Origin of the sequence: Streptomyces pyxinae, from assembly GCF_024756275.1 — a bacterium.
Taxonomy (GTDB): domain Bacteria; phylum Actinomycetota; class Actinomycetes; order Streptomycetales; family Streptomycetaceae; genus Streptomyces; species Streptomyces pyxinae.
Genome location: NZ_JANUGQ010000007.1, coordinates 136321 through 156841, shown reverse-complemented (window position 1 = coordinate 156841; position 20521 = coordinate 136321). Strand labels below are relative to the sequence as shown.

Genomic DNA, 20521 nt, shown 5'->3' with positions numbered 1-20521 from the left:
ACAGAGAAGCGCCGCCCCGGCCCGCGCACCCGAAAGGCGGACCCGCACACGACAGCGCGCCCGGCCTGTCGTGGCCGGGCGCGCTGTTCGTTCAGCCGTCGTACGCGGTCCGTCAGGCGCCGCGCAGGGCCGCGCCGGTGCGGTCGGCGGCCAGGGCGACGGCGGCGTCCCGGGCGGCCGAGGCCTCCTCGACGGTCAGGGTGCGGTCGGCGGCGCGGAACCGCAGGGCGTAGGCGAGCGACTTGTGGCCGGCGGCCACCTGCTCGCCCGCGTACACGTCGAACAGCCGGATGGACTCCAGCAGTTCACCCGCGCCCTCGCGCAGTGCTCGCTCCACCTCGCCGGCCGGGACCTCGGCGGCGACCACCAGGGCGACGTCCTGGGTGGCCACCGGGAACGTGGAGATCCGGGGCGCGGCCACGGCACCGGCCGAGGCCGACTCCACCGCGTCCAGGTCCAGCTCCATGGCGCAGGTCCGGGCGGGCAGCCCGAGCGCCTTGACGACGCGCGGGTGCAGTTCGCCGGCGTGGCCGACGGTCCGCTCGGCGCCGTCCACCAGGACCAGCAGCTCGGCGCAGCGACCGGGGTGCCAGGGGCCGTACTGGCCCTGGCGCACGATCAGTTCGGCACCGGCCTCGCGGGCGACGGTCCGGGCGGCCTCGACCGCGTCGGCCCAGTCGGACGGGCGGCCCCTGCCCCACCAGCCGGCCTGCTCGCGCGCCCCGGCGAGGACCACGGCGGCGTGCCGGGGCTGCTCGGGCAGCACGGCGTTGACGCGCGCGATCTCCTCGCCGGACGGGCGGCGGTCGACCGGCAGCCGGGGCGGCACGCCCTGCTCGGCGGCGGCCCGGAAGACCGATCCGGTCTCGAAGAGCGCCAGGTCGTGGCTGCCGCGTCCGTCGTTGCGGCGGAGGGTGGCGAGCAGACCGGGCAGCAGGGTGGTGCGGAGCGCCGGCTCCTCGTCGGAGAGCGGGTTGACCAGCCGGACCAGCCGGCGGGCCGGGTCGTCCGCCGGGATGTCGAGCTGGTCGAGCGCCTGCTCACCGATGAACGGGTAGCTGAGCGCCTCCACGTAACCGGCGCCGGCCAGGGCGCGGCCGACCCGGCGGTGCACCCGCTGGCGCCGGGTGAGCCCGCGGCCGGCCGGGGGCTTCGGGAGCGTCGAGGGGAGGTTCTCGTACCCCTCCAGCCGGATGACCTCCTCGGCGAGGTCGTTGGGCTCGGCGAGGTCCGGGCGCCAGGACGGGGCGGTGACGATCAGCTCGTCCTGCCCGTAGACGTCGCAGCCGGTCTCCTGGAGGCGGCGGACGACGGTCTCCCGGCCGTACGCCACTCCGGCGACCCGGTCCGGGTGGTCGGCCGGCATGGCGATGGTGCGCGGGGCCGAGGGGGCGAGGATCTCGGTGACCCCGGCCTCGGCGGTGCCGCCCGCGAGCAGCACCAGCAGGTCCACCGTGCGCTGCGCGGCGGCGGCCGCGGCCTCCGGGTCGACACCGCGCTCGAACCGGCGGGACGCCTCGGAGCCCAGCTTGTGGCGGCGGGCGGTGCGGGCGATGGAGATGGCGTCGAAGTGCGCCGCCTCGATGACGACCTCGGTGGTGCCGTGCGTCTCGCCGGTCTCCGGGTCGGTCACGGCGTCCGCGATCTCGGTGTTGGCGCCGCCCATCACGCCCGCGAGGCCGATCGGGCCGCGCTCGTCGGTGATGACCAGGTCGGCCGGGTCGAGGGCGCGGACCACGCCGTCCAGGGTGGTGATCTTCTCACCGGGCTCGGCGCGGCGGACGCCGATGGCGCCGCTGAGCCGGGTCCGGTCGTAGGCGTGCAGCGGCTGGCCGAGCTCCAGCATCACGTAGTTGGTGACGTCCACGGCGAGCGAGACCGGCCGCATGCCGGCCTTCTGGAGCCGCCGCCGGAGCCAGATCGGGGAGCGCGCCTCCGGGTCCAGACCGACGACGGTCCGGGCGGTGAAGCGGGAGCAGCCGATCGGATCGGAGACGGTGACCGGGTGGCCGTACGAGTTGGGCGCGGGCACGTCGAGCAGCGCGGGGTCGCGCAGCGGCAGCCCGTAGGCGGTGGCGGCCTCCCGGGCGACGCCGCGCAGCGAGAGGCAGTAGCCGCGGTCCGGGGTGACGGCGATGTCCAGGACCTCGTCGTACAGCTCCAGCAGCGCGGCGGCGTCGGTGCCGGCCTCGTACTCGGGCGGCAGCACGATGATGCCGTGCGAACTGTCGTCGCCCATGCCCAGCTCGTCGCCGGAGCAGATCATGCCGCGCGACACCCGGCCGTACGTCTTGCGCTCGGCGATCCGGAAGTCGCCGGGGAGCACGGCGCCGGGCAGGGCCACGACGACCTTGTCGCCCTCGGCGAAGTTCCGGGCGCCGCAGATGATCTCCTGCGGCTCACCGGTGCCGTTGGCGGCGCCGACGTCGACCGTGCAGAAGCGGATCGGCTTCTTGAACTCGGTCAGCTCCTCGATGGTGAGCACCCGGCCGACCACCAGGGGGCCGCCCAGACCGGCGCCGAGGCGCTCGACGGTCTCGACCTCCAGACCGGCGGAGACGAGCTTGGCCTGTACGTCACGGCCGGTCTCCGTCGCCGGCAGGTCGACGTACTCCCGCAGCCAGGAAAGCGGGACCCGCATCAGATCTCCATCCCGAACGGCCGGGTGAACCGGGTGTCACCCTCGACCATGTCTCGCATGTCTTCGACGTTGTGGCGGAACATCAGCATCCGTTCGATGCCGAACCCGAAGGCGAATCCGCTGTACTTCTCCGGGTCCACGCCGCAGGCGGTGAGCACCTTGGGGTTGACCATGCCGCAGCCGCCCAGCTCGATCCAGCCCTCGCTGCCGCAGGTGCGGCAGGGACGGTCCGGGGCGCCGACCGAGGCGCCGCGGCAGACGTAGCAGAGCATGTCCATCTCGGCGGACGGCTCGGTGAAGGGGAAGTAGTTGGGCCGCAGCCGGGTCGTCATGTCCGGCCCGAAGAGCGCCCGGACCATGTGGTCCAGGGTGCCCTTGAGGTCGGCCATGGTGAGCCCCTCGTCCACCGCGAGCAGCTCGATCTGGTGGAAGACCGGGGTGTGGGTGGCGTCCAGCTCGTCGGTGCGGTAAACGCGCCCGGGGCAGACGACGTAGACCGGCGGCTCCCGGTCGATGAGGGTGCGCGCCTGCACCGGGGAGGTGTGGGTGCGCAGCACCACGCCGGACTCGTCGTCGCCGGTGCCCTCGGGCCCCCGCACGAAGAAGGTGTCCTGCATCTGGCGCGCCGGGTGGTCCGGTACGAAGTTGAGCGCGTCGAAGTTGAACCACTCGGCCTCGGCCTCGGGGCCCTCGGCGATCTCGTAGCCCATCGAGACGAAGACGTCGGAGACCCGCTCCATCAGGGTGGTCAGCGGGTGGCGGGCGCCGGCCGGCACGCGGTCGTAGGGCAGCGTGACGTCCACCGCCTCCTCGACCAGCACGCGGGCGTCCCGCTCGGCCTCCAGCTCCGTCTGGCGGGCCGCGAGGGCCCGGCCGACGGCGGCGCGGGCCTGGCCCACGCGCTTGCCGGCCTCGGCCTTGGCCTGCGGGGGCAGGGCGCCGATCTCCCGGTTGGCGAGCGCGAGCGGCGAGGTGCCGCCGGTGTGGGCCGTCTTGGCGTGCGCGAGCTCGTCCAGATCGGCCGCGGCGGCGAAGGCGGCGACCGCCTCGTCCCGGATGCGCTCGATCTCTTCCGGTTTCAGCGCCTCGACCTCGACTGGGTCGTACGACTTGTTCGGTGCCGACATCTCTTCCCGTACTTCCGATGGGGTGGCTGGGATCCCCGCGCGACGACCGGCGACCACGGGTGGCACCGGGCGGACACCGGCGGCGGCCGGTGCGGGCCGGCGCCGGATCGGGAACGACCGGTGGCGACCAGTGACGGCCGGCGACGACCGGGGACACGAAGGTGCCAAAGGCCGAGTCTAACGGGGTGGGGATACGCGAATGAGCCCGTGGGCCGCGGACCGGTCCTGGCGGAGTGCCTCAGGCCAGGTATGCCGGGGTGCCCACGGGCAGGGTAAATCGGAACTGCGCGCCGCCGCCGGGCGCCCGGCCCACGGTGACGGTGCCGCCGTGCGCCTCGACGATGCCCTTGACGATGTAGAGCCCCAGACCGGTGCCGCCGCGCTTGCTGCCCCGCCAGAAGCGGGTGAAGACACGGGGCATCGACTCCTCGGGGATGCCGGGGCCTTCGTCGCTCACGGTGACGACCGTTCCCTTCTCGACCTCGATGGGGCTCTTCTCGACGGGGCCGGCGGACTCGGTGGGCCCGCCGGGCACACCGCGCCCGATGGGCCGGACGCACTCGGCGGGCTCGTCTGCTCCGGCGGGTGCCACCTCGATGGTGACGGTTCCCTCGCCGTGGCGCACCGCGTTTTCCAGCAGGTTGCCCAGCACCTGGTCGATCTTGTCCGGGTCCGCCCACAGTTCGGGCAGCGGCGGGACCACCCGGACGAAGAACCGGTCGGCGGTCTGGCCGCGTGCGATGTGCGCCTGGACGTGCCGGCCCACGGCGGCGGCCAGATCGACCGGCTGGCGGCGCACCTCCAGGCGGCCGGAGTCGATCCGGGAGATGTCCAGCAGCTCGGTGATGAGCCGGGTGACCCGGTCGGCGTCGGCGTCGACGGTCTCCAGCATCAGCCGCTTCTGGTCGTCGGTGAACCGCTCCCACTTGGCCAGCAGGGTGGCGGTGAAGCCCTTGACCGAGGTGAGCGGCGAGCGCAGTTCATGGGCGACGGTGGCGATCAGCTCGGCGTGGCTGCGCTCGGAACGGCGCCGGGCCTCGGTGCCGCGCAGGGTGACCACCACCCGGCGCACCGGCCCGGTGGGGCGGGCCCGCAGATACCGGGCGGCGACCAGCACCTCCCGGCCGCCGGGGAGCAGCAGATGCCGCTCCGGCTGCCCGGTGCGGGTGGCGAGCCCCCCGTACGGGTCGGTCAGCGCCCACCAGCGGCGCCCGGCCAGGTCCTCCAGCGGCAGCGCCCGGTCCAGCGGGCGGCCCAGCGCGGCGGCGGGGGCGAGCCCGGTGATCCGGGCGGCGGCGGCGTTGAAACCGGTCACCCGGCCGGTCTCGTCCGCGACCACCAGGCCGTCGGGCAGCTCGTCCGGGTCCACCGGGCGACCGTCCGGGAGATCCTCCGGGAGGCCGTCCGGACGGGCGCTCGCGGACAGGCCGGGGCCGGCCGCCGTGCCGGGCGCCCCGGTCTCCTCCGGTGCGGGCCCGCTGGTGCCGACCGTCATCCCCCAACCCCCTCCGAGTGGCGTGGTGGGCCGTCTCCGAGGGCGACACCTTACTAGGTGCTGGCTACGGAGCGGCACCCTCCGGACGCGCGCTGCGCACGGGCGGAGGCGTAGAGACATACGGCCGCCGCCGTCGCCAGGTTCAGGCTCTCCGCCTTGCCGTGGATCGGGACGCGTACGACGGCGTCGGCGAGGGCCCGGGTCTCCTCGGGCAGCCCCCAGGCCTCGTTGCCGAAGATCCAGGCGGTGGGGCCGCCCATGGAGCCGGAGTCCAGCTCGTCGTCGAGGTCGTCGGTGCCCGCGCCGTCGGCGGCGAGCACCCGCACCCCGGCCTCCCGCAGCCCGGCGACGGCCTGCTCCACCGGGACGCCGACGGCGACCGGCAGATGGAAGAGCGAGCCGACCGAGGCGCGCACCGACTTGGGGTTGTAGAGGTCGACCGAGGCGTCGGTGAGCACCACCGCGTCGGCGCCGGCGGCGTCGGCGCAGCGCAGTACGGTGCCGGCGTTCCCGGGGTCCCGGACGTGGGCGAGCACGGCGACCAGCCGGGGGCGGCGGGCCAGGATCTCCTCGAACGGCGAGTCCAGGAACCGGCAGACCCCGAGCAGACCCTGCGGGGTGACGGTCTGGGAGACCTCGGCCAGCACGGCGTCGGAGGCGTGGTGCACCCGGGCGCCGGTGGCGCGGGCGGCGGCGACGATGTCCGCGTACCGCTCGGCGGCCTCCACGGTGGTGAAGAGCTCGACCAGGGTCGGTTCACCGCCGCCCCGGTGCTCGACCGCCTCCCGTACGGCCTGCGGCCCCTCCGCGATGAACCGGCGGTCCTTGCCCCGGAAGTTGCGCTTCGCCAGCCGCCGGGCGGCGACGACGCGCGGGGAACGCGGGGAGATCAGCTCGGGGGTGGCCATGGTGGTCGGCGGCTCTCTCTCGTACGGGAAGGTGAAGGCCCCCAGCGGCACAGCCACGCCGTCGTGCGGTCATACGGTCGTACGGCGGTACGGGCTGCCGCCCACGACGCGGCTCGGGGACGTCCGGCGGCGGGAGACGCGTCCGTCAGCGGCGGGGACAGGCGGGGCCAGGGGTGGGGAACGCGCCGGACCCGCAGGCGCGGGGCCTGCGGGTCCGGGCGGAAAGCTCTGCGGCCTGCGGAGATCAGGCGGCCTTCGGGGCGTTGACGTCGCTCGGCAGCGCCTTCTGGGCGACCTCGACCAGCGCGGCGAACGCGTTGGCGTCGTTGACCGCGAGCTCGGCCAGGATCTTGCGGTCCACCTCGATGTTGGCGGCCTTCAGACCCTGGATGAGGCGGTTGTAGGTCATGCCGTTCTGGCGGGCGGCGGCGTTGATCCGCTGGATCCACAGCTGACGGAAGTCGCCCTTGCGCTTCTTCCGGTCGTTGTAGTTGTAGACCAGCGAGTGGGTGACCTGCTCCTTGGCCTTGCGGTACAGGCGGGAGCGCTGGCCGCGGTAGCCGCTGGCCTGCTCCAGGATCGCCCGGCGCTTCTTGTGGGCGTTGACTGCCCGCTTGACGCGTGCCACGTGTTAACTCCTTGTAGCGGGGCCGCGGGGGTGTTCCTCGCGCGGCCCGGAAACGATTGGGTCCCGGTGTCGGGCTCGCCCCCGGTCACCGGAGGCGGACGTCAGTGCAGACGAATCAGATGCCGAGCATCTTCTTGATCTTGGCGGCGTCACCCGGGGCCATCTCGGCGTTGCCGGTGAGGCGACGCGTCAGCTGGGACGACTTGTGCTCGAGCAGGTGGCGCTTGCCGGCGCGCTCGCGGAGCACCTTGCCGGTGCCGGTGATCTTGAAGCGCTTCTTGGCACCGCTGTGCGTCTTGTTCTTCGGCATCGCGCCGTATCTCCTCGTCAGTGGCGCTCCCGGCCGGTCCGGGGACCGGCCCGCGGGAGCGTCAGATATGTCAGTCGGTTTCCCGGACGGGCGGCCGTCCGGGAGGGGGTCAGGCTTCGGCTTCGGCCGGCTCGTCGGCCACGACGTCGGCCTCGGCCTCGGCCTGGGCGGGCTGGCCCTGGCGCTCGGCCTTGCGGGCGGCCTGTGCCTCACGGGCCTCGGCCATCGCCTCGGTCTTCTTCTTGTGCGGACCGAGAACCATGATCATGTTCCGGCCGTCCTGCTTGGGGTTCGACTCGATGAAGCCGAGGTCCTGGACGTCCTCCGCGAGACGCTGCAGCAGTCGGTAGCCGAGCTCCGGCCGGGACTGCTCGCGACCACGGAACATGATCGTGATCTTGACCTTGTCGCCCTGCTTGAGGAACCGGACGACGTGACCCTTCTTGGTGTCGTAGTCGTGCGGGTCGATCTTCGGCCGGAGCTTCATCTCCTTGATGACCGTGTGCGCCTGGTTCTTGCGCGCCTCACGGGCCTTCATGGCCGACTCGTACTTGAACTTCCCGTAGTCCATGAGCTTGCAGACCGGCGGGCGGGCGTTGGCCGCCACCTCGACCAGGTCGAGGTCGTACTCCTGCGCAAGCTCCAGGGCCTTGGCAAGCGGGACAATCCCGACCTGCTCGCCGCTGGGACCGACAAGTCGCACCTCGGGAACGCGAATCCGGTCGTTGATGCGGGGCTCGGCGCTGATGGATCCTCCTCGGTAGCACCACGCGACCGCCTGGCGGACGGACGCGTAACGTCTGTTTAGTGAGACCAACCGCGCCGGAAGCGAAAAAATGCCCCGGACGGGACACAGGCGGGGCTCCTGGTGATACCGGAACACCGCCGCGTCGACCGCGGGGCGTGCATTCGGGCGGCCCCATCGTCCGTACGGAACGATGGTTGCCGCCTGACCGGTGACCCGCCGCCCGGGGGGCGGTCAGGTGGGAGAGCGGAGCCTCCACTTGTGGGCCGGACACGCTGGACGTCCGGCCGGTCGTCGCTCCAGGTTACCAGCTCCCGGGGGTGGCGGCGAACCGGCGCGCGGGGCGCATAGTGTGGGGGCATGAGTGACGCCATCCCCAGCCCGGACGCCCCCCGCACGGATGCGGCGGAGACCCCCGACTTCGCCGCCATGACCCGCGACATCGCGGAGGTCCCGGCGGTCGAGGTGATCGTGACGGTCGCCGTCAATCTGATGAGCGCCGCCGCGGTGAAGCTGGGCCTCACCGAGGAGGGCGACGCCCACAAGGACCTGGACGAGGCGCGGAAGCTGATCACCGCCCTCGCCGGGCTGCTGGACGGCAGCGCCACCGAGATCAGCTCCTTCCACGCCGCCCCGCTGCGGGACGGCCTGAAGTCGCTCCAGCTGGCCTTCCGCGAGGCGTCGCTGGTGCCGGACGAGCCGGGCCAGGGCCCGGGCGAGAAGTACACCGGCCCGGTCTACGGCTGACCCCGCGCCCGGGGCCTCCCCGGGACCCGAGCTCCAGGGCCTCCCGGGGTCCTGGGCCCGAGGTTCCGCCGGGCTTCTCCCCGGGACCCCGGGCGCCTTCGGGCCCGGCGCCCCCGCACCCCGGTCCCGGCACGCCGCCGTCTCCCGAGCCCGGCCGCGTCCGCGCGGCCGGGCTCTTCGCTGCCCGCCCGGACCCGGAGCCGGGGATGTCGTACGAGTGTCCCGCCGGGAACGTACGGCAGAGCGGCGGCCACGTGCGCGGGTGCAGGGGGTTCGCGTGCTCAGCCGCGTACGAAGAGGGGCTCGCCCGGCGGTACGGCGTCCTCCGGCAGCACCGCCAGGTCCAGCCCCCGCACCAGCCGGGCGCGGAGGGTCTCGTCGGCGGCCAGCGCCCGGGCCACCCGCCCGGCGGGCCCGGCCGGGGCGACGCCGGGGGCCGGCACCAGGGCGAGGGTGCCGTCCGCGTCCGCGCCGCCCGGGCCCAGATGGGCGCGGACCACCTCGGGCTCGGCGGCCACCACCTCCCGTACCGCCGCCGCGACGGCCGGGTCGGTGAGCGGGTCGGTGCTGGTCCGGCCCTCGGCCAGGGCGAGCAGGGCGCGGCCGGTCAGCTCGTAGGCCACCGGGCCCGCCATGTCCAGCACCACGGTGTCGGCCTTCTCGTGGGCGGCGGCCTGAAGGGCCTGGTGCAGCGGCACGGCGACCGGGCGGGCGGCCGGGTCCCAGCGGGCCAGCGAGTCGGTGGAGGTGAAGGCGGGCAGCGCCCGGCGGTCGCCGGCGGTCAGCGTGGGCACCGCCATGTCGCTGGTCTTCTCCCGGCGCAGCCCGTTCTCGTCCTCCTCCACCTCACCGAGGACGGCCACCACGGGGACGAGCAACCGGGCGCCCCGGAGCGCCGCGAGGACCTCCGGCTCGGCGGACCGGTCCTGCGCCCAGGCGGCCAGCGCGGCCGCGAGCCGGGAATCGGCCGAGCCGTCGTCGTCGGAGTAACCGGGGTCCGGAATGTTCTTGAGCGCCACACGGCGAGCCTATCCGGGGCCCGGGCGGGGTCCCGCCCGGGGCAGGTCCTTCCCCGGCCCCGAGCAGGTCCTTCCCTGGTCCCGGGCGCGAGGGCCGGTCGGCCCGGCCGGGGCGGGGCCGGCCGGGCCGACCGGGGCAGAGTCCCGGGCGCGCCAAGGCAGGGTCCCGGGCGAGTCGGCACGCGCTCCGGCACCGTCCGTGGAGGCCGTCCGGAGGCGAACGCACGGCCGCCCCGGGCCGGCCGGAGGAGACGGCCCCGGGGCGGGATACCCGGGGACCCCGGCCGGCGACCGCGCCCAGGGGTCCGCCTTCCGCCGGCGCCCCGGGCGCGAGGGCGGGCCCACCGTCGTCACCCTTGACCCGTCCGGCGCCCGTCGGCGCCCCGGGCGCGAGGGCCGGTCCCAGCGGACCGCCCCGTCCGCCTCGTCCCTGAACCGACGCCCCCGGGCGCGAGGGCCGGTCGGCCGGCGGTCAGCCCCGGCGGCGGAGGCCGCCGCGCCAGAGCAGTGCGGCGGCGGCGAGCAGCAGGGCGCCGGCGCCGGCCGCGACCGGGGCGAGCGGCCCGGGGCCCCCGGGTGCCCCGGGCACGGCGTCCGGGCCGGTGCCGAAGTAGCGGCCCCGGTAGCCGGCGGTGGCCGCCCTGGGGTCGGCCGGACGGAGGGCCGCGCCCGCCTCGATGGCCGCGGCCGGGTCCACCAGGCCGTATCCGTGGTCGTCGTCCCGGCCGCCGCCGGGGCGGTCCCGGGCGGTGTCGGCGAGCAGCTTCTTGATCTGCGCCGGGGTGAGGTCCGGATGGGCGGCGCGGACCAGGGCGACGGCGCCGGAGACGAACGCCGCGGCGGCGCTGGTGCCCCAGCCCGCGTAGTACTTGCGGTCCGGGTCCGCGATGACCACGTCCACGCCGGGCGCGCTGACGGTGGCGTACCAGCGGCTGGTGGAGAAGGCGGCATGGGTGCCGTACCGGTCGACGGCGGTGACCGCGATGACGCCCGGGTAGGCCGCCGGGTACGAGATGTGGTCGCCCTTCTCGCCGCCGTTGCCGGCCGAGGCGACCACCACGGCGCCCTTGGCCAGGGCGTACCGGACGGCCGCGTCCTCGCCCGCGTCGGGGTGCGCGGACGCGCTGTCGTCGCCCAGCGACAGGTTGATCACGTCGGCGCCCTGGTCCACCGCCCAGCGGATGCCCTCGGCCAGCGCCCGGCCCCGGGTGGTGCGGGCCTTGGCCCGGGCCGGATCGGCGCCCTCCAGGATGACCCGGACCGGCAGCACGCTCGCCTCGGGCGCGATGCCGAGCACCCCGTCGCCGCCGTCCGGGCCGTGGCCGTGCCCGGCGATGATGCCGGCCATCGCGGTGCCGTGGCGGGCCCAGGCGCGGTCGCCGCGCTCGGCGCCGAAGCCGATCAGGTCCTTGCCCGGCAGCACATTGCCGGCCAGGTCGGGATGGTCCAGGTCCACCCCGGTGTCCAGGACCGCCACCGTGACACCGGCGCCCCGGGTGGTGCGCCAGGCCGCGTCGGTGGAGAGCGCCTCCAGTCCCCACTGCTGGGTGCGGATGGTGTCGGCGCGGGCCGGGGCGGCGGGCAGCAGCACCAGGGCGGCGGCGAGGGCGAGCCCGGCCGGCCGGCGGTGGCGGCCCGCCCGGAGCCGGAGCCGGAGCGGCGGCGAGAGGGTCACTCGGGCTCCTCCACGGCGGCGGCGATCCGGGCCCGCAGCCCGCGTTCGATCCGGTCGGCCAGCCCCCGGGCCTCGTTGCCGAGGCCGGACTGGGCGGCGGCGGTGGTACGGCCCTTGCGCATCGCCTCGTCGGCGGGCTCGGGGGCGGCGAACGGGCGGCCGTCCGCGAAGCCGGAGACGGCGTAGACCAGCACCGGCGCGTCGGTCAGCGCATTCACCCGCCAGCTCGCCCGCTGGGCGTCCCCGAAGCCGGCCGCGACGGTGCCGGGGGCGGCGAGGGCCCGCGGCATCAGGTCGGTGCGCCGGGCCAGGCCCTCGCGGACGAACCGGGCGCCCAGCGCGGTCATCCCGGCCCGGTCGCCCTCGGTGAGCACCAGGCCCACGGTGGTGACGTTCGACGCGGTCTCGTCGGTGTAGGTGGCGCGCAGCACCCGGGTGCAGCCGACCGGTCGCAGCGCCCGGACCAGCAGTGGGTCGAGCGCGTCGGCGCAGGGGCCGGCCGGGGCGACCGCGATCCGGGTCCAGACGCGGTCGGCGCCGCCGGGTCCGGTGCCCTCGCCGTCCACGGTGCGGGGGAAGAGGGTGTCGACCGGGGTGCTGTGCCAGAGGGTGCGTATCTCGGTGTAGCCGGTCCGGGTGGCGGGCGCGCCGTTGGCCTCCCCGGTGAGCCAGGCGCCGGCCGCCGCGCCGCCGACCAGCCCGAGCCCGAGGACCAGGCAGGCCACGGCGGCGGCCGCCCGCGCCGGGTGCCGGGTGCGGACCGGGCGGAGCCGGGTGGTGGTCTCGGCGGGCGTCTCGGGCGGCAGGCCGTACGCCCCCGGCACGTCGTACGTCCCCGGCGGGGTGGACGCCCCGGGGAGGGGGGACGCGGCCGGGACGGTGTGCGTCCCCGGGGTGGTGTACGCCTCCGAGGCGGTATTCGTCCCCGGGGCGGCGTACGTCGCCGGGGCAGTGTGCGTCCCCGGGCCGGCGGGCCTTCCCGGGCCAGTGCGCGGCTGCCGGGCGGCCCCCGGGGCGGGGGCGCGGGGGGCCGGCGGGGCGGGCGGAGGCGCGGGGCGCGGAATCCGGGGCGGGGCCGCCGGCCGGGCGGGCGGCGCGAGCGGAGCGGGGGGCGGGAGCCGGTCCTTCCCGGCGGTGTCGCCGGCCGGGGCGACGGGCGGGCGCCGTGCCTCGGTGCTCATCGGCCCCCCATCGTGCTCGTCCGCGCTCGCTCGTCACCTTCGTCGTACACCCGTTCCGAACAGGCCCGTTGCGGTCCGTTCGGCGGAGCGTGGGCGTAACTCTACGGGCTGCGCGGAGGTCTCCGGGACAGGGGACGGACGGGCCGGGACCGTTCTGACCGGAACGTCCCCCTACCCCCCGGTAGCGGGTTCTGGCACCCTCGGCGCATGACTCCGCGTGCCGCCGACCGCGCCCGGTACGACCGGGCCACCGCCCGTCTCGACGCGCCCGTGGCCGTCGTGGACCTGGACGCCTTCGACGCCAACGCCGAGGACCTGGTGCGCCGCGCTGGCGGCAAGCCGGTCCGGGTGGCCAGCAAGTCGGTGCGCTGCCGGGCGCTGCTCGAACGGGCCCTGGAGCGGCCGGGGTTCGCCGGGCTGATGACGTACACGCTGGCCGAGTCGGTGTGGCTGGCGCGGGCCGGGTTCACCGATGTGCTGCTGGCCTACCCCTCGGTGGACCGGGCCGGCTTCGCGGAACTGGCCGGGGACGCCAAGCTGGCGGGCGCGATCACGGTGACGGTGGACGACCCGGCCCAGCTGGAGCTGATCGACGCGGCCCGGGCGGGCGGCCGCGAGGAGATCCGGGTCTGTCTCGAACTCGACACGTCCTTCCGGCTGTTGGGCGGCCGGGTACGGATAGGAGCACGCCGCTCACCGGTGCGTGAGCCGGAGCGGCTGGCCGAGCTGGCGCGTTCGGTGGTGCGCCGTCCCGGTTTCCGGCTGGCCGGGCTGATGGCGTACGAGGGCCATGTCGCCGGGGTCGGGGACGCGGTGCCCGGCCGGCCGCTGCGCTCGGCGGCGGTCCGGCTGATGCAGACGGTCGCCCGCCGGGAGCTGGCGGACCGCCGGGCGGCGGCGGTGGCGGCGGTCCGCGCGGTGGCGCCGGAGCTGGAGTTCGTCAACGGCGGCGGCACCGGCAGCGTCCAGTTCACGGCGGCCGAGGACGCGGTCACCGAGGTGGCGGCCGGCTCGGGGCTGTTCGTCCCGCGCCTCTTCGACCACTACTCCTCGTTCACCGGCCGGCCGGCGGCGCTCTTCGCGCTGCCCGTGGTGCGCCGGCCCGGGGTGGGCGTGGTGACCGTGCTCGGCGGCGGCTATCCGGCGTCGGGCGTCGCGGGGACCGACCGGCTGCCCGTGCCGTACCTCCCGGAGGGACTGCGGTACGACCCCCAGGAGGGCCCCGGCGAGGTGCAGACCCCGCTGCTCGGCACCCCGGCCGACGATCTGCTGATCGGCGACAAGGTGTGGTTCCGGCACGCCAAGGCGGGCGAGCTGTGCGAGCGGTTCGACCGGCTGCGTCTGATCTCCGGCGACCGGGTGACGGCGACCGTGCCGACCTACCGGGGCGAGGGCCGGACGTTCCTCTGAGCACCGGGCCGGACCCGGACCCGGCCGGGCCGGTGCGTCAGGGCCGGTCGCCCGGCCCGGAGGGTTCCGGACCGGGCCTCCGGTCGGTGCGGTACGGCCGGCGGCCGTCCCGGCCGGGGCGGTTCCGGCCGGGACGGCTCCGGAGTCACGCCGGGACGGCTCCGGGCTACACCGGGGTGACGTACGCCCCCGCGATGCCGCCGTCCACCAGGAAGTCGGTGGCGTTGACGAACGAGGAGTCGTCGCTGGCCAGGAAGGCCACCGCCGCCGCGATCTCCTCCGCCTCGGCGAACCGGCCGGCCGGGATGTGGACCAGCCGGCGGGCGGCCCGCTCCGGGTCCTTGGCGAACAGCTCCTGGAGAAGCGGGGTGTTGACCGGCCCCGGGCAGAGGGCGTTGACCCGGATGCCCTCCCGGGCGAACTGCACGCCCAGTTCCCGGGACATCGCCAGCACCCCGCCCTTGGAGGCGGTGTAGGAGATCTGCGAGGTGGCCGCGCCCATCACCGCCACGAACGAGGCGGTGTTGATGATGGAGCCCCTGCCCTGCCGCCGCATATAGGGGATGGCCGCCTTGCAGCAGAGGTAGACCGAGGTGAGATTGACCTCCTGGACCCGCCGCCACGCCTCCAGGCCGGTGGTGAGGATGGAGTCGTCGTCGGGCGGCGAGATACCGGCGTTGTTGAAGGCGATGTCCACGCTGCCGTAGGTGTCGTGCGCGGCCTCGAAGAGCGCCTCCACCTGCTCGGCGTCGGTGACGTCCACCCGGACGAAGGTGCCGCCCACCTCGTCGGCGGCGGCCTTGCCGGCCTGCTCGTCGATGTCGCCGCAGACCACCTTCGCCCCTTCGGCGGCGAGGCGGCGGGCGGTGGCGAGGCCGATGCCGCTGCCGGCGCCGGTGATGACGGCGGTGCGGCCGGTGAGGCGGCGGCAGACGGGGGTGTCGGTCATGGGTCAGACCTCCGTGCTCAGGAAGACGTTCTTGGTCTCGGTGAAGGCGGTGAGGGCGTCGGGGCCCAGCTCCCGGCCGAGGCCGGACTGCTTGTAGCCGCCGAACGGGGTCCAGTAGCGCACGCTGGAATGGGAGTTGACGGAGAGGTTGCCGGCCGCCACGGCCCGGGAGACCCGCAGGGCGCGGCCCACGTCCCGGGTCCAGAGCGAGCCGGCGAGGCCGTACTCGGTGGCGTTGGCCAGCCGTACCGCGTCCGCCTCGTCCTCGAAGGGCAGCACCACGGCGACCGGGCCGAAGACCTCCTCGGTGGCGGCGGGCGCCCCGGGCGCGAGGCCGGTGAGGACGGTCGGCGGGAACCAGAAGCCGGGTCCCTCGGGCGCGGCGCCCCGGATGCCGGGGGCGCCCTCGGGGACGTACGACCGCACCCGGTCCCGCTGGGTCCGCGAGATCAGCGGGCCGACCTGGGTCTTCTCGTCGGCCGGGTCACCGACGACGACCTCCGCCACGGCCGGGGCGAGCAGCCCCAGGAAGCGGTCGTACACGCTCCGCTGGACCAGGATCCGGGTCCGGGCGCAGCAGTCCTGGCCGGCGTTGTCCAGGAAGGACATCGGGGTGGCGGCGGCCGCGGCCTCGATGTCGGCGTCGGCGAAGACGATGTTCGGGCTCTTGCCGCCGAGTTCCAGGGTCACCCGCTTCACCCGCTCGGCGCAGCTCGCCATGATGCTCTTGCCGACCCGGGTGGAGCCGGTGAAGACGATCTTTGCCACTCCGGGGTGGCGCACCAGGGCGTCGCCGGCCACCGTCCCGGCGCCGGGCAGCACCTGGAAGAGCCCTTCGGGGAGCCCCGCCTCCAGGGCGAGCCCGGCCAACCGGAGGGCGGTGAGCGGGGTGGTCTCGGCGGGCTTGAGCAGGACCGCGTTGCCGGCGGCGAGCGCGGGCGCGGTGCCCCAGGCGGCGATCGGCATCGGGAAGTTCCAGGGGGCGATCACCCCGACGACGCCGAGCGGCTCCAGCAGGGTGATGTCCAGCCCGCCGGGGACCGGGATCTGCCGGCCGTTGAGCCGCTCCACTCCCCCGGCCGCGTAGTCGAGCAGATCGCGGACGTTGCCGGCCTCCCAGCGGGCGTTGCCGACCGTGTGGCCGGCCTCCCGGACCTCCAGCCGGGCCAGTTCCTCCAGGTGGTCGTCGACGACGGCGGCGAACCGGCGGAGCAGCCTGGCCCGGTCGGCCGGGGCCGCGGCGGCCCACTGGCGCTGGGCGGCGGCGGCCCGGCCGACGGCGGCGTCCACCCCGGCCCGGGTGGTGGCCGGGACGGTGGCGATCACCTCCTCGGTGGCCGGGTTGAGCACCTGGTGCTCGTGCGGCGCCGTGTCGTCCCCGCCGGGGGCGGCCGGCCCCTCGGCGGCCTCGGCGGCCGCGTCGTGGTCGTGGTGACAGCTGCTGGTCAACGGGGCCTCACATGCGTTCGAAGGAGCGGCGCAGCTCCCAGTCGGTCACCGCGGCGTCATAGGCGGCCAGTTCGACCCGCGCCATGTTCAGGTAGTGGGCGACCACCTCGTCCCCGAAGGCCTCCTTGGCGATCGGGCTGTTCTCCCAGAGCTCGGCGGCCTCCCGCAGGGTGGTGGGCACCCGGGCGTACCCGGCGGTGTAGGCGTTGCCCTCGCAGGGGTCGGGCAGGTCGAGTTCGTGCTCGATGCCGTACAGCCCGGCGGCGACCAGGCCGGCGACGGCGAGGTGCGGATTGACGTCCCCGCCGGGCAGCCGGTTCTCGAAGCGCAGCGAGCGGCCGTGGCCGACCACCCGCAGCGCGCAGGTGCGGTTGTCGTACCCCCAGGCGACGGCGGTCGGGGCGAAGGAGCCGGGCTGGAAGCGCTTGTAGGAGTTGATGTTGGGGGCGTAGAGCAGCGAGAAGTCGCGGAGCGCGGCGAGCTGTCCGGCGAGGAAGTGCCGCATCACCGGGGACATGCCGCCGGGCCCGTCGCCCGCCATCACGCTCTCGCCGGGCCGGTCCAGCGCCTGGAGGGAGAGGTGGATGTGACAGGAGTTGCCCTCGCGCTCGTTGTACTTGGCCATGAAGGTGAGGGAGAGCCCCTCCTGGGCGGCGATCTCCTTGGCCCCGGTCTTGTAGACGGCGTGCTGGTCGCAGGTGACCAGGGCCTCGTCGTACCGGAAGGCGATCTCCTGCTGGCCGGGGTTGCACTCGCCCTTGGCCGACTCCACCGTGAGCCCGGCGGCGGCCATCTCGTTGCGGATCCGGCGCAGCAGCGGCTCGACCCGGCCGGTGCCGAGGATGGAGTAGTCGGTGTTGTACTGGTTGACCGGGGTGAGGCCCCGGTAGCCGGCGTCCCACGCCTGCTCGTAGCTGTCCCGGAAGACGATGAACTCCAGCTCGGTGCCGGCGTGGGCGGTGTAGCCGCGCCCGGCCAGCCGCTCCAGCTGGCGGCGGAGGATCTGGCGGGGTGCCGCGACCACCGGGGAGCCGTCGTGCCACACCAGGTCCGCCACGACCAGGGCGGTCGCCGCGTTCCAGGGCACCCGGCGCAGGGTGGCGAGGTCCGGGCGCATGGCGAAGTCGCCGTAGCCGCTGTTCCAGGAGGACATGTCGTAGCCGTCGACGGTGTTGAGCTCCACGTCCACGGCGAGCAGATAGTTGCAGCCCTCGGTGCCGTGCTCCAGCACCTCGTCGAGGAAGAACGGCGCGGCGAACCGCTTGCCCTGGAGCCGCCCTTGCATATCGGGGAACGCGAGGACGACTGTGTCGATCTCACCTTTCGCGACGAGGGCACGCAGTGCCTCCACCGCGAGCGGCGGTTTGCGGTCTGCCACGGGGAAACTCCTCCTTCGGTCAGCCGGAAGCCATAAGGTATTGCCGAAGACCATTGATTGGGAAGGGGACATCGCGAGGTGGCGAGGAAGAAGGGCGCCGAGGCCCCGCCCGGCGCCGCCCAGGAGGCCACCGGGGGTCCGGCCGCGGGCGCCCCGGAGCCGGTGGGGCCGGACCCCGTGGCACCGGAGTCGGCGGGCCCGGACCCGGCGGGCCCGGACCCGGCGGGCTCGGAACCGGCGGCGGGGCCCGGCCCGGCGGCCGGCCCGGAGGCGGCCGGGGATCCGGCCGCGCACCCCCCGGGCCCGGCGGCCGGCGACCGGCTGGCACCGGTGCTGCGGCCGGTCCGGGCGGGCAACGGCTTCGAGGAGGCCCTGGAGCAGATCCTCCAGGTGGTGCGGCTCGGCCTGGTGCCCGGCGGCGAACGGCTGCCCGCCGAGCGCGAGCTGGCCGAGCGGATGGGCATCAGCCGGGTCACCCTGCGCGAGGTCCTGAAGGTGCTCCAGGAACAGGGGCTGGTGGAGAGCCGCCGGGGCCGGTACGGCGGCACCTTCGTCCTGCACCGGGAGCGGACGCCCGGGGAGCGGGAGCCGCACCGCCGGGGTGCCGCGGTGGACCTGGAGGACACCCTCCGGTTCCGGGAGGTGCTGGAGGTGGGCGCCGCCGGGCTGTGCGCCGCGCACGGGCTGCCGGCCGGCGGCGAGCCGAGGCTGCTCGCCGCGCTGCGGGCCACCCGGGACGCACCCCTGGAGGAGTACCGGCGCCAGGACACCCTGCTGCACCTGACCCTGGCGGAGCTGTCCGGCTCACCCTCGCTGACCGCCCAGTACGCGGCCGTCCGGGCCACCGTCAACGAGCTGCTCGACCGCATGCCGCTGCTGGTGCGGAACCTGGAGCACTCCCAGCACCAGCACACCGCGCTGGTGGAAGCCGTGCTGGACGGCGACGCGGACGGGGCCCGCGAGGTGATGCGCGAGCACTGCGCGGGCACCGCGGCCCTCCTGCGCGGCTTCCTGGCCTGAGCGGGGGCCAGGGGGCCCGAGCCGAGACCCCTGAGCCGGGGACTCCCGGGCCGGGCGGCTCTCGCGGTTCCGGGGTTCCCGAGCCGGGCGGTATCCGAGCCGGGCCCCTCGGCCCGGGGTTGGTTCCGGCGTACGGGCCCGGCGTGCGGGACGGGGCGCACGGGCCGCGTCCCGGGCGTACGGGGCCGGGCGCGCGGGGCCGGGCGCACGGTCCGGACCGGAACGTCCCGGGATCCGCCGGTCCGGAAACCCGAAAGTTACGCACGGGTCTTGCGCTTCGGCTCCGCCACCGCAATGGTATGGGACCATTCCATTGGGCCCGACGCGGGAGCGCTGCTGCCATGACGCTGGAAGAAACCAAGGACCCGTCCGCCGGCCCGGACGACTATCTCCGGCGCCGGGCCCTCCGGCGCGGCAGCGCGGGCTGGCTGCTGCTCACCGGCCTCGGCGTCGGCTATGTCGTCTCCGGCGACTTCTCCGGCTGGAACATCGGCCTGGCCAAGGGCGGTTTCGGCGGACTGGCGGTCGCCACCCTGCTGATGGGCGTGATGTACGCCTGTCTGGTCTTCGCCCTCGCCGAGCTCTCCGCCATCCTGCCCGCGGCGGGCGGCGGTTACGGCTTCGCCCGGCGGGCGCTCGGCCCCTGGGGCGGCTTTCTCACCGGTACCGCGATCCTCATCGAGTACGTACTCGCCCCGGCCGCCATCTCGATCTTCATCGGGGACTATGTCGAGTCGCTGGGCCTCTTCGGCCTGGAGTCCGGCTGGCCGGTCCAGCTCGCCTGCTTCGCCCTCTTCATCGGCATCCACCTCTGGGGCGTGGGCGAGGCGCTGCGGTTCAGCCTGGTGGTGACGGCGATCGCCGTCGCCGCGCTGCTGATCTTCGCCGTCGGCGCCCTCACCGACTTCCGGGCCGGCGGTCTCGACGACATCCCGGTCGATCCGGGCGCCTTCGGGTCCGGTTCCTGGCTGCCCTTCGGCGTGCTGGGCATCTGGGCGGCGTTCCCGTTCGCCATGTGGTTCTTCCTGGGCGTGGAGGGGGTGCCGCTCGCCGCCGAGGAGGCCAAGGACCCGGTGCGCTCGATGCCGAGGGCGCTCTCGCTCTCCATGCTGGTGCTGGCGCTGCTGGCCGTGCTGACCTTCTTCGCCGCCACCGGGGCGCGCGGCTCGGCCGCCCTGGCGGACGCGGGCAATCCGCTGGTGGTGGCGCTCCAGGGCGACGGCGCCCCGACCGCGCTCAGCCGATTCGTCAACTACGCCGGTCTGGCCGGTCTGGTGGCCTCCTTCTTCTCCCTGATCTACGCCGGGTCGCGCCAGCTCTTCGCGCTCTCCCGGGCCGGCTATCTGCCCCGCTTCCTGTCGCTGACCAGCCGGCGCAAGTCGCCGTACCTGGGGCTGCTGATCCCCGGCGCGATCGGCTTCGGGCTGGCCGCCGGGACCGGCGACGGTGCCCGGATGCTGAACATCGCGGTGTTCGGCGCCACCATCTCGTACGCCCTGATGGCGCTCTCCCACATCGTGCTGCGCCGCCGGGAGCCGGGGCTGCCCCGCCCGTACCGGACGCCCGGCGGGACGCTGACCTCGTCGGTGGCCCTCGTCCTGGCGCTGTCCGCGCTGGTGGCGACCTTCCTGGTGGACCGGGACGCGGCGGTGATCGCGCTGATCGTCTACGGCGTCGCGCTCGCCTACTTCACCTTCTACAGTCGGCACCGGCTGGTGGCGAGCGCTCCCGAGGAGGAGTTCGCGGCGCTGGCGGCGGCCGAGGCGGAGCTCGCACGCGACTGAGCCCGCCCCCCGTGCCGAAGCCCCGCCCCCACCGGGGCGCCCGCCCGTACCGGAG

At 75.2% G+C, this 20521-nt stretch carries 17 protein-coding genes; 4 read left to right on the top strand and 13 right to left on the bottom strand.

Translation table 11 applies throughout. The features are described 5' to 3' along the window. Nucleotides 1–112: 112 nt before the first annotated feature. The 7 genes from pheT to infC form a co-directional block, all read right to left on the bottom strand. A complete protein-coding gene (gene pheT / locus NX801_RS10960; RefSeq protein WP_258787166.1) occupies nucleotides 113–2641 on the bottom strand; it encodes a phenylalanine--tRNA ligase subunit beta in 2529 nt (842 codons plus the stop codon). Then, entirely contained in the window at nucleotides 2641–3768 is a 1128-nt protein-coding gene (gene pheS, locus NX801_RS10955) for a phenylalanine--tRNA ligase subunit alpha (RefSeq protein ID WP_258787165.1), read from the bottom strand. Before pheS ends, pheT begins: the two co-directional genes overlap by 1 nt. Before the next feature lie 238 nt (nucleotides 3769–4006). Further along, complete coding sequence (locus NX801_RS10950) at nucleotides 4007–5263, bottom strand: sensor histidine kinase (RefSeq protein ID WP_258787164.1); 1257 nt, start codon at nucleotides 5261–5263, stop codon at nucleotides 4007–4009. 53 nt (nucleotides 5264–5316) lie between these two features. Beyond that, a complete protein-coding gene (locus NX801_RS10945) occupies nucleotides 5317–6171 on the bottom strand; it encodes a TrmH family RNA methyltransferase (protein WP_258787304.1) in 855 nt (284 codons plus the stop codon). A gap of 244 nt (nucleotides 6172–6415) precedes the next feature. Continuing rightward, complete coding sequence (gene rplT, locus NX801_RS10940; RefSeq protein WP_018103794.1) at nucleotides 6416–6799, bottom strand: 50S ribosomal protein L20; 384 nt, start codon at nucleotides 6797–6799, stop codon at nucleotides 6416–6418. 115 nt (nucleotides 6800–6914) lie between these two features. Then, nucleotides 6915–7109 (bottom strand): 50S ribosomal protein L35, encoded by a 195-nt coding sequence (rpmI, locus tag NX801_RS10935; protein WP_258787163.1) that lies wholly within the window; start codon nucleotides 7107–7109, stop codon nucleotides 6915–6917. 109 nt (nucleotides 7110–7218) lie between these two features. Further along, a complete protein-coding gene (gene infC / locus NX801_RS10930; protein ID WP_258787162.1) occupies nucleotides 7219–7926 on the bottom strand; it encodes a translation initiation factor IF-3 in 708 nt (235 codons plus the stop codon). A gap of 288 nt (nucleotides 7927–8214) precedes the next feature. On the opposite strand from infC, the gene NX801_RS10925 reads away from it, so the two are divergent. Then, nucleotides 8215–8601, top strand: a complete 387-nt coding sequence (locus tag NX801_RS10925) for a DUF1844 domain-containing protein (protein ID WP_258787161.1) — start codon at nucleotides 8215–8217, stop codon at nucleotides 8599–8601. A 281-nt stretch (nucleotides 8602–8882) separates the two neighbouring features. Here the strand turns inward: NX801_RS10925 and NX801_RS10920 are convergent, their stop codons facing one another. From NX801_RS10920 to NX801_RS10910, 3 genes are all read right to left on the bottom strand, one after another. After that, nucleotides 8883–9620 carry an SseB family protein gene (locus NX801_RS10920; protein WP_258787160.1) on the bottom strand — a complete coding sequence of 246 codons (738 nt, stop codon included), beginning with the start codon at nucleotides 9618–9620 and terminating at the stop codon, nucleotides 8883–8885. 472 nt (nucleotides 9621–10092) lie between these two features. Then, nucleotides 10093–11214, bottom strand: coding sequence for a type VII secretion-associated serine protease mycosin (gene mycP / locus NX801_RS10915; protein WP_258787303.1), 1122 nt, complete (start codon nucleotides 11212–11214; stop codon nucleotides 10093–10095). A 77-nt stretch (nucleotides 11215–11291) separates the two neighbouring features. Then, complete coding sequence (locus tag NX801_RS10910; RefSeq protein WP_258787159.1) at nucleotides 11292–12119, bottom strand: hypothetical protein; 828 nt, start codon at nucleotides 12117–12119, stop codon at nucleotides 11292–11294. Between the two features lie 564 nt (nucleotides 12120–12683). On the opposite strand from NX801_RS10910, the gene NX801_RS10905 reads away from it, so the two are divergent. Then, complete coding sequence (locus NX801_RS10905; RefSeq protein WP_258787158.1) at nucleotides 12684–13886, top strand: amino acid deaminase/aldolase; 1203 nt, start codon at nucleotides 12684–12686, stop codon at nucleotides 13884–13886. Between the two features lie 166 nt (nucleotides 13887–14052). Here NX801_RS10905 and NX801_RS10900 read toward each other — a convergent pair whose 3' ends face one another. The 3 genes from NX801_RS10900 to NX801_RS10890 form a co-directional block, all read right to left on the bottom strand. Further along, on the bottom strand, nucleotides 14053–14835 hold the full coding sequence (locus NX801_RS10900; protein WP_258787156.1) for a 3-oxoacyl-ACP reductase: 783 nt from the start codon (nucleotides 14833–14835) through the stop codon (nucleotides 14053–14055). A gap of 3 nt (nucleotides 14836–14838) precedes the next feature. Then, a complete protein-coding gene (locus tag NX801_RS10895; protein WP_258787297.1) occupies nucleotides 14839–16185 on the bottom strand; it encodes an aldehyde dehydrogenase family protein in 1347 nt (448 codons plus the stop codon). A 106-nt stretch (nucleotides 16186–16291) separates the two neighbouring features. Beyond that, a complete protein-coding gene (locus tag NX801_RS10890) occupies nucleotides 16292–17662 on the bottom strand; it encodes a glutamine synthetase family protein (protein ID WP_258787155.1) in 1371 nt (456 codons plus the stop codon). A 321-nt stretch (nucleotides 17663–17983) separates the two neighbouring features. Between NX801_RS10890 and NX801_RS10885 the strand changes: the two genes are divergently transcribed. Both NX801_RS10885 and eat read left to right on the top strand, forming a co-directional pair. Further along, nucleotides 17984–18682: a FadR/GntR family transcriptional regulator gene (locus NX801_RS10885; RefSeq protein WP_258787295.1), complete on the top strand. Its 699-nt coding sequence runs from the start codon at nucleotides 17984–17986 to the stop codon at nucleotides 18680–18682. Between the two features lie 341 nt (nucleotides 18683–19023). After that, on the top strand, nucleotides 19024–20466 hold the full coding sequence (gene eat / locus NX801_RS10880; RefSeq protein WP_258787154.1) for an ethanolamine permease: 1443 nt from the start codon (nucleotides 19024–19026) through the stop codon (nucleotides 20464–20466). Nucleotides 20467–20521 lie beyond the last annotated feature (55 nt).